The sequence below is a fragment of the Streptomyces sp. NPDC104581 genome (assembly GCF_055583685.1).
The window spans coordinates 23,971-38,909 of the sequence record NZ_JBVJNN010000034.1; the positions used below are offsets into that span (position 1 = coordinate 23,971).

The 14,939-nt window shown below is 72.9% G+C and carries 13 protein-coding genes and 1 pseudogene; 8 read left to right on the plus strand and 6 right to left on the minus strand.

Translation table 11 applies throughout. The features are described from left to right. Positions 1-59: 59 nt before the first annotated feature. The 3 genes from ectB (at position 60) to thpD (ending at position 2,795) form a co-directional block, all read left to right on the plus strand. A complete protein-coding gene (gene ectB, locus ACZ61E_RS24460) occupies positions 60-1,328 on the plus strand; it encodes a diaminobutyrate--2-oxoglutarate transaminase (RefSeq protein WP_469701991.1) in 1,269 nt (422 codons plus the stop codon). Between the two features lie 165 nt (positions 1,329-1,493). Next, a complete protein-coding gene (locus ACZ61E_RS24465) occupies positions 1,494-1,892 on the plus strand; it encodes an ectoine synthase (protein WP_469701992.1) in 399 nt (132 codons plus the stop codon). Between the two features lie 6 nt (positions 1,893-1,898). Next, positions 1,899-2,795 (plus strand): ectoine hydroxylase, encoded by an 897-nt coding sequence (thpD, locus tag ACZ61E_RS24470; RefSeq protein ID WP_469701993.1) that lies wholly within the window; start codon positions 1,899-1,901, stop codon positions 2,793-2,795. A gap of 70 nt (positions 2,796-2,865) precedes the next feature. Here thpD and ACZ61E_RS24475 read toward each other — a convergent pair whose 3' ends face one another. The 4 genes and pseudogenes from ACZ61E_RS24475 to ACZ61E_RS24490 form a co-directional block, all read right to left on the minus strand. After that, complete coding sequence (locus ACZ61E_RS24475; protein WP_469701994.1) at positions 2,866-3,924, minus strand: aminotransferase class V-fold PLP-dependent enzyme; 1,059 nt, start codon at positions 3,922-3,924, stop codon at positions 2,866-2,868. A 70-nt stretch (positions 3,925-3,994) separates the two neighbouring features. Beyond that, the gene (locus tag ACZ61E_RS24480; protein ID WP_469701995.1) at positions 3,995-4,729 is read right to left on the minus strand and encodes a DsbA family oxidoreductase; all 735 of its coding nucleotides are present in this window, start codon (positions 4,727-4,729) and stop codon (positions 3,995-3,997) included. Positions 4,730-5,009: 280 nt separating this feature from the next. After that, a pseudogene (locus tag ACZ61E_RS24485) lies at positions 5,010-5,279 on the minus strand (GTP-binding protein); the annotation flags it as partial. Positions 5,280-5,448: 169 nt separating this feature from the next. Continuing rightward, positions 5,449-6,990, minus strand: coding sequence for an aldehyde dehydrogenase (NADP(+)) (locus ACZ61E_RS24490; protein WP_469701996.1), 1,542 nt, complete (start codon positions 6,988-6,990; stop codon positions 5,449-5,451). A gap of 150 nt (positions 6,991-7,140) precedes the next feature. Here ACZ61E_RS24490 and ACZ61E_RS24495 point away from each other — a divergent pair, with 150 nt between their 5' ends. From ACZ61E_RS24495 to ACZ61E_RS24515, 5 genes are all read left to right on the plus strand, one after another. Further along, on the plus strand, positions 7,141-7,911 hold the full coding sequence (locus tag ACZ61E_RS24495) for an IclR family transcriptional regulator (RefSeq protein WP_469701997.1): 771 nt from the start codon (positions 7,141-7,143) through the stop codon (positions 7,909-7,911). A gap of 112 nt (positions 7,912-8,023) precedes the next feature. Next, on the plus strand, positions 8,024-9,058 hold the full coding sequence (locus ACZ61E_RS24500) for a hypothetical protein (RefSeq protein WP_469701998.1): 1,035 nt from the start codon (positions 8,024-8,026) through the stop codon (positions 9,056-9,058). Continuing rightward, positions 9,055-10,359, plus strand: a complete 1,305-nt coding sequence (locus ACZ61E_RS24505; protein ID WP_469701999.1) for a sensor histidine kinase — start codon at positions 9,055-9,057, stop codon at positions 10,357-10,359. Before ACZ61E_RS24500 ends, ACZ61E_RS24505 begins: the two co-directional genes overlap by 4 nt. Positions 10,360-10,394: 35 nt before the next feature. After that, on the plus strand, positions 10,395-11,045 hold the full coding sequence (locus ACZ61E_RS24510) for a response regulator transcription factor (protein ID WP_469702040.1): 651 nt from the start codon (positions 10,395-10,397) through the stop codon (positions 11,043-11,045). A gap of 289 nt (positions 11,046-11,334) precedes the next feature. Beyond that, on the plus strand, positions 11,335-12,564 hold the full coding sequence (locus ACZ61E_RS24515) for an MFS transporter (RefSeq protein ID WP_469702000.1): 1,230 nt from the start codon (positions 11,335-11,337) through the stop codon (positions 12,562-12,564). Here the strand turns inward: ACZ61E_RS24515 and ACZ61E_RS24520 are convergent. Together ACZ61E_RS24520 and ACZ61E_RS24525 are read right to left on the minus strand one after the other, a co-directional pair. Beyond that, the gene (locus tag ACZ61E_RS24520; RefSeq protein ID WP_469702001.1) at positions 12,550-13,734 is read right to left on the minus strand and encodes a hypothetical protein; all 1,185 of its coding nucleotides are present in this window, start codon (positions 13,732-13,734) and stop codon (positions 12,550-12,552) included. The genes ACZ61E_RS24515 and ACZ61E_RS24520 overlap by 15 nt on opposite strands. Continuing rightward, positions 13,731-14,738: a 5-dehydro-4-deoxyglucarate dehydratase gene (locus ACZ61E_RS24525; protein WP_469702002.1), complete on the minus strand. Its 1,008-nt coding sequence runs from the start codon at positions 14,736-14,738 to the stop codon at positions 13,731-13,733. Before ACZ61E_RS24525 ends, ACZ61E_RS24520 begins: the two co-directional genes overlap by 4 nt. Positions 14,739-14,939: the final 201 nt, after the last annotated feature.

A 14,939-nucleotide genomic window follows, 5' to 3' on the forward strand; every position in this document is an offset into this window, starting at 1 on the left:
CGCCCCCGAACCCCCCGCCCCTCCGCCTCCCTCCCACACCCCTTCGGCAGGAGACCGCTGTGACCATCACCCCGCCCGTCCTGAGCGTTTTCGAGACCCTTGAATCCGAAGTGCGCAGCTACTGCCGCGGCTGGCCCGCCGTGTTCGACCGCGCGCAGGGCAGCCGCCTCACCGACGAGGACGGCCACAGCTACCTCGACTTCTTCGCCGGTGCCGGTTCGCTCAACTACGGGCACAACAACCCCGTACTGAAGCGCGCGCTGATCGACTACATCGAGCGCGACGGCATCACACACGGCCTGGACATGGCCACCACGGCGAAACGCGCGTTCCTGGAGTCGTTCCAGGACGTGGTGCTGCGTCCCCGTGATCTGCCGTACAAGGTGATGTTCCCCGGCCCCACGGGCACCAACTCCGTCGAGTCGGCCCTCAAGCTGGCCCGCAAGGTGAAGAACCGCGAGTCGATCGTGTCCTTCACCAACGCCTTCCACGGCATGTCGCTGGGCTCGCTCGCCGTCACCGGCAACGCGTTCAAGCGGGCCGGGGCCGGCATCCCGCTCGTCCACGGCACCCCGATGCCGTTCGACAACTACTTCGACGGCCAGGTCCCGGACTTCCTCTGGTTCGAGCGGCTGCTCGGCGACCAGGGCTCGGGGCTCAACAAGCCCGCCGCCGTGATCGTCGAGACGGTGCAGGGCGAGGGCGGCATCAACGTCGCCCGCCCCGAGTGGCTGCGCGCGCTGTCCGAGCTGTGCGAGCGCCAGGACATGCTGCTGATCGTCGACGACATCCAGATGGGCTGCGGGCGCACCGGCGGGTTCTTCTCCTTCGAGGAGGCCGGCATCACCCCCGACATCGTCACGCTGTCGAAGTCCATCAGCGGCTACGGCCTGCCGATGGCGCTGACGCTCTTCAAGCCGGAGCTGGACATCTGGGAGCCCGGCGAGCACAACGGCACGTTCCGCGGCAACAACCCGGCCTTCGTCACGGCCGCCGCCGCGCTGAACACGTACTGGGCCGACGGCCAGATGGAGAAGCAGACCCTGGCGCGCGGCGAGCAGGTCGAGCGCGCGCTGCTGGCCATCGTCGAGGAGTGCGAGCCCGACAGTGTGAGTTTCCGTGGCCGCGGTCTGGTCTGGGGTATGGAGTTCCAGGACAAGCCGCGCGCCGGCGCGATCTGCCGCCGGGCGTTCGAACTGGGTCTCCTGCTGGAGACCTCCGGCCCGGAGAGCGAGGTCGTGAAGCTGCTGCCCGCGCTGACCGTCACGCCCGAGGAGCTGGACGAGGGTCTGCGCACCCTGGCCCGCGCCGTGCGCGAGACGGCCTGACCGGCCGCCGCCCTCCGGCGGCTGGGCCGCCGGGCCCACCACCGGCCGTCCGGCCGCCGGCCGTTCCACCGTCTGATCCGAAGGTGTCCCCCAGGGGCCCGGTCTGAGCCGGGCCCCTGGGGGAACCCGCAGAAGACACCGCACCACAGAAGGGTCCTATTCACCGTGATCGTCCGATCGTTCAAGGACATCGAGAACACCGACCGCCATGTGAGGTCCGCGTCGGGCACCTGGGAGAGCAAGCGCATCGTGCTCGCCCAGGAGAAGGTCGGCTTCTCGCTGCACGAGACCGTGCTCTACGCGGGCACCGAGACGTCGATGTGGTACGCGAACCACATCGAGGCCGTGCTGTGCGTGGAGGGCGAGGCCGAGCTCACCAACGACGACACCGGCGAGACCCACTGGATCTCCCCCGGCACGATGTATCTGCTCAACGGCCACGAGAAGCACACGCTCAGGCCGAAGACCGACTTCCGCTGCGTATGCGTCTTCAACCCGCCTGTGACCGGGCGGGAGGACCATGACGAGAACGGCGTCTACCCGCTGCTGACCGAGGAGGGCTGAACCACGATGACCACCGCCCCTGCACGCACCGACCTGTACCCGACCCGTGGCGTGGGTGAGGTGACCACCCCGCGTCAGGACCCCGTCGTCTGGTCACCGCCCGGCACCCCGGGCCCGGTCTCCGCGGCCGACCTCCAGGGCCTGGAGCGGGACGGGTTCCTCACCGTCGACCAGCTGATCAGCCCCGACGAGGTGTCGCTGTACCGCGCCGAACTCGACCGGCTGATCACCGACCCGGCGGTACGGGAGGACGAGCGCTCGATCATCGAGCCCAAGTCCCAGGACGTGCGCTCGGTGTTCGAGATCCACAAGATCAGCGAGATCTTCGCCGGTCTGGTGCGCGACGAGCGCGTGGTGGGGCGGGCCCGGCAGATCCTCGGCTCGGACGTCTACGTCCACCAGTCCCGCATCAACGTGAAGCCCGGCTTCGGCGCCTCGGGCTTCTACTGGCACTCGGACTTCGAGACCTGGCACGCCGAGGACGGTCTGCCGAACATGCGGACCATCTCCGTGTCGATCGCGCTGACCGAGAACTACGACACCAACGGCGGGCTGATGATCATGCCCGGGTCGCACAAGACCTTCCTGGGCTGCGCGGGCGAGACGCCGAAGGACAACTACAAGCAGTCGCTGAAGATGCAGGACGCGGGGACGCCGTCGAACGAGGCGCTCACCGGCTTCGCCGAGCAGCACGGCATCAAGCTCTTCACGGGCAGGGCCGGCGCGGCGACCTGGTTCGACTGCAACTGCATGCACGGCTCGGGTGACAACATCACCCCGTTCCCGCGCAGCAACGTCTTCATCGTGTTCAACAGCGTGGAGAACGCGGCGGTCGAGCCCTTCGCGGCGCCCGCCCCGCGACCCTCGTTCATCGGCGCCCGGGACTTCACCCCGGTCCGCTGAGGACGCGCACGCGACAAGGGACGGGGCCGGTCGTCACGACCGGCCCCGTCCGGCGTCCGCGCGGGGGATGTCAGCCCGCGAGGACGTCGAGAGCGCGGTCCACGTCCGCCGTGGAGTTGTACAGATGGAAGGCGGCGCGCAGATTGCCCGCGCGGACCGCCACGGCCACCCCCGCCCGCGCGAGCGCCTCCTGCCGGTCGCCGAGCCCCGCGACGGCGACGATCGCCGACCCGTCCGCGTGTCCCGTGCCGGCCGGCTCGTGCCCGATCTCGCGCAGCCCCGCCCGGAAGCGCGCGGCGAGCGCGGTGCTGTGGGCGTGGATCGTCTCGATGCCGATGTCCGTCAGGAGCGGGAGGGACCGCTCGGCGCCGTGGTACGCGAGGAAGGGCACCGGCTGGTCGAACCGCCGGGCGGAGACGGCCAGTTCCCCGACGGGGCCGTAGGTGCTCGCCCACATGTCCCGGCCCGCGACCCAGCCCGCGAGGATGGGCACCAGGGTCTCCTGCGCCTCCTCGGAGACGGTGAGGAAGGAGGTCCCGCGCGGGGAGACGAGGAACTTGTAGCCGCCGGTGACCGTGTAGTCGTACTGCCCCGCCTCGATCGGCAGCCAGCCGGCCGCCTGGGTGGCGTCGAGCAGCGTACGGGCGCCGTGCGCCGCCGCCGCGGCCCGCACCCCGGCGAGATCGGCCGTGCGCCCGTCGCTCGACTGCACCGCGGAGAAGGCCACCAGGGCGGTCCCGGGACGCACCTCGGCGGCCAGCGACTCCAGTGGCACGTACCGCGGCCTGATATCGCCGCGCACGGTGAAGGGGGTGACGACGGAGCTGAACTCCCCTTCCGGCAGCAGGACTTCACTGCCCGGCGGGAGGGAGGCGGCGATCAGTCCGACATGGACGGCGACGGCCGTCCCGACGGCGACCCGGTCGGCGGGGACCCGGACGAGCCGGGCGAACGAGGCGCGGGCGGCCTCGACCACGCCGAAGTCACCCGCGCCGTCCGGCTGCCCGGTCGCGCTGCTCAGGGCCAGCGCACGCACCGCTTCGACGGCCCGGCGCGGCAGCAGACCGCAGGTCGAGGTGTTCAGATACGTCGTCTCCGGCACGAACTCGGCGCCACCCAAAGTCTCCATGCCCTCACCCTGGGACCCGCGCTTCCCCCCAGTCAATCGCGCGTGTTTTACGGGTGAACCCAAGCGATCCTTATGAACGGGCCTCGGCCTGCGGAATCTCGCAGGAGCCGTCGGTGTCGCAGGCGGCGCCCTGTCCGTCCTCCGTGGCACCGGCGAGGGGCGTGATCGCCCGGCCCCGCCACGCCTCCTCCAGCGCCTGGGTGAAGACCTCGGCCGGCTGGCCGCCCGAGACGCCGTAGCGGCGGTCGAGGACGAAGAAGGGCACCCCGGTCGCGCCGAGTTCCGCCGCCTCCCGCTCGTCGGCCCGTACCTCGTCGGCGTACGCCTCGGGGTCGCCGAGGACCACACGCGACTCGGCCTCGTCCAGACCGGCCTCCACCGCGAGGTCGACCAGCGTCCCGGTGTCGTAGACCGAGCGTTCCTCGGCGAAGTTCGCCCGGTAGACGAGGCTCAGCAACTCGTCCTGCCGGCCGCGCGCCTTGGCCAGGTGCAGCAGCCGGTGGATGTCGAAGGTGCTGCCGTGGTCCCGGTCGCCGACGCGGTAGCCGAGCCCCTCCGAGCGCGCGTGCGAGGCGACCTGCTCCTCCATGGCGAGGGCCTCCTGCCGGGACCGGCCGAACTTGGCGGCGAGCATGTCGATCACCGGGGCGACCTCGCCCTTCGCGTGCCCGGGGTCGAGCTCGAAGGAACGGTGCACCACCTCGACGTCGGCCCGGTGTGCGAAGGATTCGAGTCCCTTCTCGAACCGGGCCCTGCCGATGTAGCACCAGGGGCAGGCGATGTCGCTCCAGATCTCCACACGCATGTGTCCGCTTCTTTCCGGTCCGGGTCGTGCGGAGACACCCTCCGCCACTACGGCAACCGAGGGGGCGGGTGTGCCATTCCCGCCGGTGCGGGAGACCCGGCCCGCGCCGGACCGGCGGTCGGGACAGGCGCTCACCGTGCCGCCCCCGCCGAGACCCGGCCACCACGCCGAGCGGGTACTCCTTGCGGTTGAGCGGGTCGTGGTCGGTTCGGGAGCGGGTGGGTGGCGTGCCCTGGACCGGGCGGTGGTGGTCGAACGCCGTCTCCAGGACACCCTCGCCGCTGGTGAGCGTCGGCAGGAGCTGTTCGAGTGCGTGTGTCTCCGCCGCCGGGATCTCGCCCTCGACCACGTACGACGCCCCGTGCGCCGAGGGGGTGTGCGGTACGGGGCGCAGCCGGGCCGGCGCGGGCAGGACGGCGCCGAAGGCGTCGGCCGGTACGTCGAGGCGGAAGTGGTTCGCCGGTTCGCACACGATCGTGCCCGCGCGCCGCAGGGCGTCCCTCAGCACGAGCGGTGTCAGCAGGCGGAAGTCTCCGCCCGTGTTCGACATGTTCTTGTTCCAAGGTGCCGTGGGCGTGGCTCTGGCGCGGGGCGCAGCCGGTCGGCAAGACGGCGCGGTCGACGTCGGGGGTACAGCAAACCCCGCCCCGTCCGGCACATGATCAACCGGACGGGGCGGGGGTGGTTTCGGTGGCGTGCCTTCTACCGGAAGGCGCTGCTCACAGGGCGCCCCGCTCCGCGCGGCCGTCGACCCGGCGCGGCAGCCCCGCCGGGTTGTCGTCGCGCAGCTCCGGCGGGAGCAGCGCGGCGGGCGTGGACTGGTAGGTGACCGGGCGCAGCCAGCGCTCGATCGCGGTGGCGCCGACGGATGTCGATGTGGAGGTCGACGCCGGGTACGGGCCGCCGTGCTGCTGCGCGGGGGCGACGGCGACGCCGGTGGGCCAGCCGTTGACGAGGACGCGGCCGGCGAGCGGCGTCAGTTCGGCGAGCAGCCGCGCGGCGCCGGAGCCGGCGTCCCGGGCCTCGCCGTCGGTGAGGTGCAGGGTGGCGGTGAGGTTGCCGGGGAGACGGGACAGGACGGCGCCGATCTCCTCGTCCGAGTCGTAGCGGGCGATGACCGTCACGGGGCCGAAGCACTCCTCCAGAAGGAGGTCGTGCGGTCCCTCGGCGGCGAGCCGCGCCGCGGGGACGGTCAGATATCCCGCGCTGACCGTGTGGTCACCGCCGGGTCCGGGCGTGATCGGGGCCTTCACGTCGGGCAGTCCGGCCCGTTCCCGTACGCCCGACACGAAGGCGTCGCGCATCCGGTGGTCGAGCATCACGCCGGGCTCGGTCTCGCTGACGGCGGTCGTCAGCGCCTTGAGCAGGCTGTCGCCCGCGTCGCCGGCCGGGACGAGTACGAAGCCGGGCTTGGTGCAGAACTGGCCCTCGCCGAGGGTCATGGAGCCGGCCAGTCCGGCGCCGAGCCCTTCGGGGCGTTCCGCCGCGGCGGCCTCGGTGATCACGACGGGGTTGAGCGAGCCCAGTTCGCCGTGGAAGGGGATCGGTGTGGGCCGGGCCGCCGCGGCGTCGAAGAGGGCGCGTCCGCCGCGTACGGAGCCGGTGAACCCGGCGCCGGCGACCAGCGGGTGCTTCACCAGCTCCACACCGGCCTCGAAGCCGTGCACCAGGACCACGACGTCCTCGGGGAGGCCGACCCGCTCCGCGGCCCTGCGCAGCGCCGAGGCGCAGATCTCGGAGGTGGCGGGGTGGTCGGGGTGCACCTTGACGACCACGGGGCAGCCCGCGGCGAGCGCGCTCGCGGTGTCGCCGCCGGGGACCGAGAAGGCGAAGGGGAAGTTGCTCGCCGAGTAGACGGCGACGACACCGAGCGGCACCTTGTAGCGCCGCAGGTCGGGCCAGGGCGGTGTCCGGTCGGCGTCGGCGTGGTCGATGCGTACGTCGAGGAACGCGCCCTCGTCCACGACATCGGCGAAGGCCCTCAACTGCGCGGTCGTACGGGCGAGTTCACCGGTGAGCCGGACCGGCCCGAGGGCGGTCTCGGCGTCAGCCGCCTCGATCACGTACGCGCCGGACTCGTCGAGGATGTCCGCCGCCGTACGCAGAAGCGCCGCACGCGCGGTACGGTCGGCGAGCGCGGGCCGGGCGGCGTACGCGCGACGTACCGCGTGGTCGACCTCCTCGGCCGTGGCCTCGACCGCGACCTGCTCACGCGGCTTCCCGGTTCGGGGGTCGACACTCCAGACTGGTGCTGCTGCCACCGCGGCTTCCTTCCACTTCCTGTGCCGTCCGCTGTCATCACCGAGGCGCTGTTCGGTATTCTGAACAAAGTTCCTGATGATGAATCCAAGGGGACTCTATTTCCGTGCGTTCTGTGTGGTCAAGAGTGGTCAAGATAGGGGCGAGGGACAATGTCGGCTGCGGAAACGGGTGGGGCACAGGTCAAGTCCGCTGTGCGGACGGTGGAACTGCTGGAGTACTTCGCCGGGCGCCCGGGCATGCACTCGCTCGCCGCGGTACAGGAGGCCGTCGGCTATCCCAAGTCCAGCCTCTACATGCTGCTGCGGACCCTGGTCGAGCTGGGCTGGGTGGAGACCGACGCGACGGGCACGCGGTACGGCATCGGCGTCCGGGCGCTGCTGGTCGGCACGTCGTACATCGACGGTGACGAGGTGGTGGCCGCCGCCCGGCCCACGCTGGACCGGCTCTCCGACGACACCACGGAGACGATCCACCTGGCGCGGCTCGACGGCACGAACGTGGTCTATCTCGCCACCCGCCAGTCCCAGCACTATCTGCGCCCCTTCACCCGTGTCGGCCGCCGGCTGCCCGCGCACTCCACCTCGCTCGGCAAGGCGCTGCTCGCGACGCACAGCGACGAGCAGGTGCGCAAGATGCTGCCGGAGACGCTGGCCCCGCTGACCGAGCACACGATCACCGACCGCGAGCAGCTCATCGGGGAACTGAACACGATCCGCGAGCAGGGGTACGCCGTGGACCGTGAGGAGAACACCCTCGGCCTGCGCTGCTTCGGCATCGCGATCCCGTACCGGACCCCGGCGCGCGACGCGATCAGCTGCTCGGTGCCGGTGGCGCGGCTCACCCCGGCGCACGAACAGATGATCAAGGACGCGCTGTTCGACGCCCGGGACCGGCTGACGCTGGCCACGCGCAGGCTCTGACCCACGGCATCGCTCCCTCCGCCCGGCCGCCCCCGGACCTCCCCCGTGCGGCGGAGCGGGATCGTCATGGCGCAGGAGGTGCCGGGGGCCGCGGGCCGGGAGCGTGGGTGACATGACGCCGACACCCACCGCCTCCGCGCGGGAACGAACATCCGCTCCGGCACCGGAGCAACCGCCCGGCCGCGGCGTACGGGCGCTACGCGCCGTCGCGATCGCCTCGTGCCTCCCCTACATCACGCTCAAGATCCTCTGGATAGCCGGCAGCCGGGTCGGCATCCCGGACGGCAGCGCGCTGCTGGACAACCGGATGGCGATGGCCGTCGCCAACGGCCTGTCCGTCGTCCTCGTCGGCGCCGTGGTGGTCCTCGCACTGCTGCTCACCCGGCCGTGGGGGCGACGGGTCCCCGCCTGGCTGCTCGCCCTGCCGATGTGGGTCGCCACGGGGCTGCTCGCGCCGATCATGACCGGCTACCCGCTCCAGCTCGCGGTCACCGCCCTCACCGGCTCCGGCACCCGGCCGCCCGCCGCCGACGAGCCGTTCCTCCACGAGTGGGTCTTCGGGGTCGTCTACGCCGGGTTCATCGTCCAGGGCCTCGCCCTGGGCGTGCTCTTCGCGCGGTACGCCCACCGGCGGTGGGGACATCTGTGGCAGGGCACGGTCGGCGGGACGGCCGGGGCCGCCGGGAACCCCGGTCCGGGCGACGCGTCCGCCGGGCGCGCGGGGACGGCACGGGCGACGGCGGTGGCCGGTTCGCTCCTCGCCGTCCTCCCGGGTGCGGCGCATCTTCTGTGGGCGTCCGGATCGACCGCCGGCCTCAGCGCGGACCGGCTCGCCGACCGGACGAGGAACTTCTACGTCCTCGAAGGCGTCAGCGCCGGTTTCGCGGTCCTCGCCGTGGCGGCCACGCTGACGGCGGCGTTCCGCCGGGGCGGCCGGCTGCCCATGAAGGCCGCCACCGCCGGTGCCTGGGTCGGGTCGGGGGTGCTCGGCTGCTGGGGCGGCTGGCTGCTGCTGGCGTCGCTCATGCCGGACGACGGGACGCGTCCGCACACCCCCGCGATGGTGCTGACCTACGCTGTGTCGATGGTCGCCGGGTTCCTGCTGCTCAGCAGTGTCGTCTCCGTACTGAGGCGCCGCGCCGCATGACAGCCGCGCTCCGGCGGTCGGCCGTGCCCCTGCTCCGCACGCTCGTCGGCGGGCGGGCGCGGCTGCGCTGGACCCATCTGATCCTCGGCGGCGCCCTGTTGATGCCGTACTGGCTGCTCGGCACCGTGATCGTGGGCCCGCTCATCGGCACCGGGACCATGTTCTCGGGCTCCCTCGCGCTTCAGTTCGGCGCGTTCGCCGCCGCGCTGCCGATCGCCGCCGCGAGCGCGCTGTTCCCGCTCGCCCGGCCGTTGTCGGTGGCCGCCGCGCGGGCGATGTGCGGGCTTCCGGAAGGGTCGCTGGCGGACGGTCCCGCCGGCTCGCGGGCGGCCAGGGTGCGGACGGCCGGCTGGTTCACGCTGCATGTGGGCCTCGGCGGGATCATCAGCGGTATGTCGCTGGCGCTGCCGCCGTTCGCGGTGGCGCTGCTGGTGCTGCCGCTGTCGCCGGCGCTGCGGGAGAGCCGGCTCGGGATGCCGCGCGTCTTCCGGCACGACCCGGCCGTCGCCCTCGCGCCGCTCGGCGGGGTCCTGTCGCTCGTGGCGCTGGCCGCGTGCGCGGCGGCGGCGGGCGCGCTGCTGGCCCGGCTGGCGCCGGTGCTGCTCGGCCCCACACCGTCGGACCGGCTGGCCGCGGCCGAACGCCGGGCGGCGGATCTCGCCGTACGCAACAGACTGGCCCGCGAGTTGCACGACTCGGTCGGCCACGCGCTGAGCGCGGTGACCCTCCAAGCGGGCGCGGCCCGGCGGGTCCTGGACAGCGGCGACCCCGGGGACAGGGAGTTCGTACGGGAGGCGCTCGCCGCGATCGAGGAGACCACCCGGCGCACGGTGGGTGAACTGGACTCCGTACTGGGCCTGTTGCGCCGGGACGACGAGCACGAGCACGAACCGCCCCGCGGGCCGGCCCTGGACGCGCTGGACACGCTGCTGGCGCACAGCGGCGTCCTGGTCGCGCTGACCGTCGAGGGGGACATCACGACGGTGCCGGAGCCGGTGTCGCGGGAGGCGTACCGCATCGTTCAGGAGGGGCTGAGCAACGCCCTCCGGCACGGCGTGGGCGCGCCTGTCACCCTCCATGTCGCCCTGAGCACCGAGAAGTTGAGGATAACGATGGAGAATCCGCTGCCCACCACCGCGCCGGTGGTCCGCCCCGGGGGCGGGCGCGGGCTGCGCGGCGTCACCGAGCGGGCCACGCTGCTCGGCGGGCACGCCGAGGCGGGTCCGGACGGGCGGCTGTGGCGGCTGTCCGTCGCCCTCCCGCCGACCGCCGACGCGGGTGTCCGGGGGAATCGGCCGTGACCGGGATCCGGGTGGTGCTCGCCGACGACGAGCGGATGGTCCGTACGGCCCTGCGCGTGATCCTGGAGGCGGAGCCGGACATCACGGTCGCGGGCGAGGCGGCGACCGGCGCGGAGGCGGTGTCCGTGGTGCGCGCCGTACGCCCCGACGTCGTGCTGATGGACGTACGGATGCCGGAGGTCGACGGCATCCGGGCGACCGAGCAGATCCTCGCCGCACCAGCACCGGCACCAGCACCAGCACCGGCACCGGCGTCCGCCCCCGTACCGCGCGTCGTCGTCGTGACGACCTTCGAGAACGACAGCTACGTGTACGAGGCCCTGCGCGTCGGCGCCTCCGGGTTCCTGCTGAAGCGGGCCGCGGCGGAGGATCTCGTCCAGGCCGTCCGGCTGGTCGCGCGGAGCGATTCGCTGCTCTACCCGGCCGCCCTGCGGGGACTGGCCGCCGAGTACGCCCGCAGGCGTCCCGCGCCGCCGCGCTGGGCGGGCCGGCTCACCGACCGTGAGGCGGACGTGCTGCGGCTGATGGCGACGGGGCTGACGAACGCGGAGATCGCGGGGCGGCTCGGCGTCGGCCCGGCCACGGTGAAGTCGCACGTGGCGGCGGTGCTGGCGAAGACCGGTGTCAGGGACCGTACACAGGCGGTGATCGCGGCCTACGAGTCGGGCTTCATCAGCCCCCGGTGACGCATGGGTGCGGGCCACCTGGGTGCGGGCCCACCAGGGCAGGGCCCTCGCGGACCACGGACGCGGTCGACGCACGCCCGTCGACCGGTGCGCCCGGCCGCTGGGCGGCATCGTCGTGGCCGGCTCCCCCGTCACGGCTCCGCCAGGACGCCGGACAGTGACGACCCTGAGATACCAGCGCACGTACACGGAAGGCGAGCTGTACGCGGCGGTCGTGACCGCGTCCGGCGGCCGGGCACGGCCCCTGGGCCCTCCGTGCCGCCCGTGCCGCCCGTGCCAGGATGTGCCGATGGGGACGGGGACGGGGCAGGACCGGGGAAGGGGCACGGTCCTCCGGGACCGGAACGCCGGGCTGTATCTGTCCGGCGTGGTCGTGTCCGGATTCGGCACATCGGCCATGTGGCTGGTCGGCGGGATCTGGGTCAAGTCGCTGACCGGGTCGGACAGTCTGGCGGCCCTGACGGTCTTCGCGATGTGGGCGCCGACGCTGGTGGGGCCGCTGCTGGGGGCGATCGCGGACCGGTGGCGGCGCAGACCGCTGCTGGTGTTCTGCAATCTCGTCATGGCCGCGCTGCTGCCGCTGCTTCTCCTGGTCGACTCGGCGGACCGGGTCTGGATCCTGTTCGCCGTGCTGACCGTCTACGGCGTCAGCGGTGTCGTGCAGGACGCCGCCGAGGCGGCCCTGGTCGCCACGGCGATCGACAAGCGGCTGCTGGGTGACTTCAACGGGCTGCGGATGACGGCCAACGAGGGCATGAAGCTCCTCGCGCCGCTCGCGGGCGCGGGGCTGTACGCGGCGTACGGCGGAGGCACGGTCGCGCTGCTGGACACCGCCACGTTCGTGCTGGCGGCCGGCCTCTTCGCGCTGATGCGGGTACGTGAGGACAGGCCCGTGCCGGACCGCGCCGGCAGCTGGCTCTCCCGTACGGCGGAGGGCGGCCGGGTGCTGCGGGACTCGCCGGTCCTGCGTCCGCTCGTGCTGGCGGGGTCGGTCACGATGCTGCTCGCGGGGCTCAACGGCGCCGCGATCTACGCGGTGGTCGACACGGGGCTCGGGCACGCCCCTGCGTACGTGGGTCTGCTCTACGCGCTCCAGGGCGCCGGCTCGGTCGCCGTCGGGCTGGTGGCGGGCCCGCTGATGCGCAGGATGCCGGAGCGGGTGTTCGCGGCCGGCGGCATCGCGCTCTTCGCCGCCGCCGTGGGGCTGCGGGCGCTGCCGTACGACGCGGTGGTGCTGGCGAGCGCGGTGGCGGTGGGGGCCGGGCTGCCGTGCGTGCTGGTCGTGGCGCTGACGGCGGTGCAGCGCGAGACGCCGGACGCCGTGCTCGGGCGGACGGCTGCCACCGCCAACACCCTGATCCACGTGCCGAACGCGGTGTCCCTCGCGCTCGGCGCGGGACTCGTCGCGTTCGTCGACATCACGGTGCTCCTGCCGGTCACCGGGGTGATCGGGCTGCTGACGGCGGCCGGCCTCGCCTTCTGCGGAGGACTGCCCGTACGGGCCTCAGCCGAGAGCTGAGAGCGCGGCCGTGACGGCGGCCAGGTCCGCGTCGGAGGCCAGGCCCGCGTGGTACAGCCGCAGTTCGGTCGCGCCGAGCGAGCGCGCGTGCGCCGCGTCGTCGGCGAGGGTGCGCGGGCTGCCGCCCATGCCCGTGACGACGGTGAAGTTCGCGGCGAGGACGGTGGCTTCGCGGCGGTGGGCGGCGAACGGTGCGAGCATCGCCTCCGCCGCGCCGCCGGTGCACGGCACGACGGCCCCGTCGGCGACGCCCAGGATGTGCGCGGGGTCGACCCCGGCGTTGGCGCCGGTGCGGTGGGGGTGGGGGTCGGCGTGGAGCAGTACCTGGAAGCCGGGGCCCGCCGCCGCGCGTACGGCGGCGACCGTCTCCTCCTGGAGCGTGCGGGCCGTCTCCAGGCGCCGGTCGAGGGTGGCGGCTGCGAGATCGGCGCCGAGCAGGTCCTCGACCGCGGGCCATCCGGAGGGACCGCCGGTGCCCCGGGCGCCGCTCCAGACGGGTTCCAGGGCGCGCCGGACGGCGGCGTTCAGCTCGTCGGCGTCGAGGCCCGCCGACCGGTATCCGGCGCGGCAGACGGAGCAGAAGCAGAGCGACATCAGGTACTGCGCGGCCTCGTCGAGCGGGACGCCGCCGGTCTTGTCGTGGGCGTGCAGATGCGCGAGTCCGTACCAGCCGAGGGATTCCAGCTCCGTACCGCCCGCGCCGGGCCGTACGGCCGCCTCCGCCGCGAGGGACACGACATGGGTACGGACGGCGGGGCGGGCGACGCAAGGGGCCCAGGGGTAGCGGTCGCCGTAGGCGTTCACCACGCAGACGCCCGGATTCTCCGCGCCGAGGCGGGAGTTGTGGGCGAGGACGACCCAGGTGTGCACATCGAGTCCGGCGGCGGCGAGCGCGGCGGCGGCCTCGCCGTAGGCGTCGCCGGGAGCCCAGTCACCGGCGGCGTACGGGCGCAGTTCGGCGCCGGCCCAGCGCTCCTCGTCCAACGGGTACAGCACGGCGGCGTGTTCGGCCGTGACCACGCGGTGGCGCGGGTGGCGCGGGGTGAGGGCGCGGGTGGAGTGGTAGGCGGAGGCGAGGCTCACCTGCCGGACACCGAGGTCCGCGGTGCGGGCGGGGGCGTCGGGGTCGCCCAGGACGTCCCAGGGGTAGAGGAACGCGGAGGTCTTCACGCGCGCTCCCCCGGCTCTCCGGCGCCGCCGTCGGCACTGCCGCTGCCGCCGTCACCGTCACCGTCACCGTCACCGATCAGCGCGTAGCCGCGTTCGATGATCTGGGTCAGTTCCTTGATGTGCGCGGGCCGCGGTTCGCTCAGTGGTGTGCGTACCTCTCCGACGTCGTGACCGCGCAGTCTGACGCCCGCCTTGACGAGCGAGACGGCGTATCCGCGTCCTTTGGAGCGCAGTTCGACCAGCGGCCGGTAGAAACCGTCGATGAGCCTGTTCACGGTGGTGTCGTCGCCGGAGGTGAGGGCGCGGTGGAAGGCGAGGGCGATCTCGGGCGCGAAGGCGAACGCGGCGGAGGAGTAGAGGGTGATGCCGATGCCCCGGTAGGCGAGGCCGGTGAGTTCGGCGGTCGGCAGGCCGTTGAAGTAGAGGAAGTCCCGGCCGGGCTCCTCGCCGCGTACGGCGCTGAGGACGCGCTGCATCAGGTCGAGGTCGCCGTGGCCGTCCTTGAGGCCGATGACTCCCTCGGTCCTGGCGAGCCTGACGACGGTCTCGGGGGTGAAGATCGCGTTGTCCCGCTGGTAGACGATGGTCTCCAGACCGGTCGCCCCGGCCAGCGCCGTGTAGTGGCGCAGCAGCCCCTCCTGGTCGGCGACCACCAGGTAGGGCGGCATGGCGAGCAGTCCGTCGGCCCCTGCGGCCTCGGCGATCTCCGCGTACCCGACCGCGATTGCCGTACCGTAACCGGCGGCGGCCACGACGGGGACCGCTCCCGCGGTCTCCTCGACGGCGGCCCGCACGCAGTCTCCGAACTCCTGCGGGGTCAGCGCGTGGAACTCGCCGGTGCCGCAGCAGGCGAAGACAGCGGCGGCTCCCGCGTCGACACCGCTTCTGATGTGCGCGCGGAACGCGTCGAGATCGACGGCGCCGTCCGGACCGTAGGCGGTGACGGGGAAGAACAGTGGTCCGGCGACTCGGTTGAGGCGGGCGGCGAGCGGGGCTGAGGTCACTGGCGCTCCCTGGGCCGTGCGGCGAGCACACATATTCGTGCACAATTCTGATCTGCGTCCACGTTTATGAACGGCGCCACGCTAGGGCAGCCGCGCGGCGCCGGTCAAGACGGAAAACCGCAACCCAGGAGCGGATTTCCCGCCTCCGCGCGACACTTGACGGTGACCGGGACGCTCCTTAGCGTGCCCATGGATGTGAAT

Coding starts and splice junctions, on each gene's coding strand:
- ACZ61E_RS24475 (WP_469701994.1), bottom strand. CDS start 3,924: ATGGAGACTTTGGGTGGCGCCGAGTTCGTGCCGGAGACGACGTATCTG.
- ACZ61E_RS24480 (WP_469701995.1), bottom strand. CDS start 4,729: ATGCGTGTGGAGATCTGGAGCGACATCGCCTGCCCCTGGTGCTACATC.
- ACZ61E_RS24510 (WP_469702040.1), top strand. CDS start 10,395: ATGGTCCGTACGGCCCTGCGCGTGATCCTGGAGGCGGAGCCGGACATC.
- ACZ61E_RS24515 (WP_469702000.1), top strand. CDS start 11,335: ATGGGGACGGGGACGGGGCAGGACCGGGGAAGGGGCACGGTCCTCCGG.
- ACZ61E_RS24500 (WP_469701998.1), top strand. CDS start 8,024: ATGACGCCGACACCCACCGCCTCCGCGCGGGAACGAACATCCGCTCCG.
- thpD (WP_469701993.1), top strand. CDS start 1,899: ATGACCACCGCCCCTGCACGCACCGACCTGTACCCGACCCGTGGCGTG.
- ACZ61E_RS24505 (WP_469701999.1), top strand. CDS start 9,055: ATGACAGCCGCGCTCCGGCGGTCGGCCGTGCCCCTGCTCCGCACGCTC.
- ACZ61E_RS24495 (WP_469701997.1), top strand. CDS start 7,141: ATGTCGGCTGCGGAAACGGGTGGGGCACAGGTCAAGTCCGCTGTGCGG.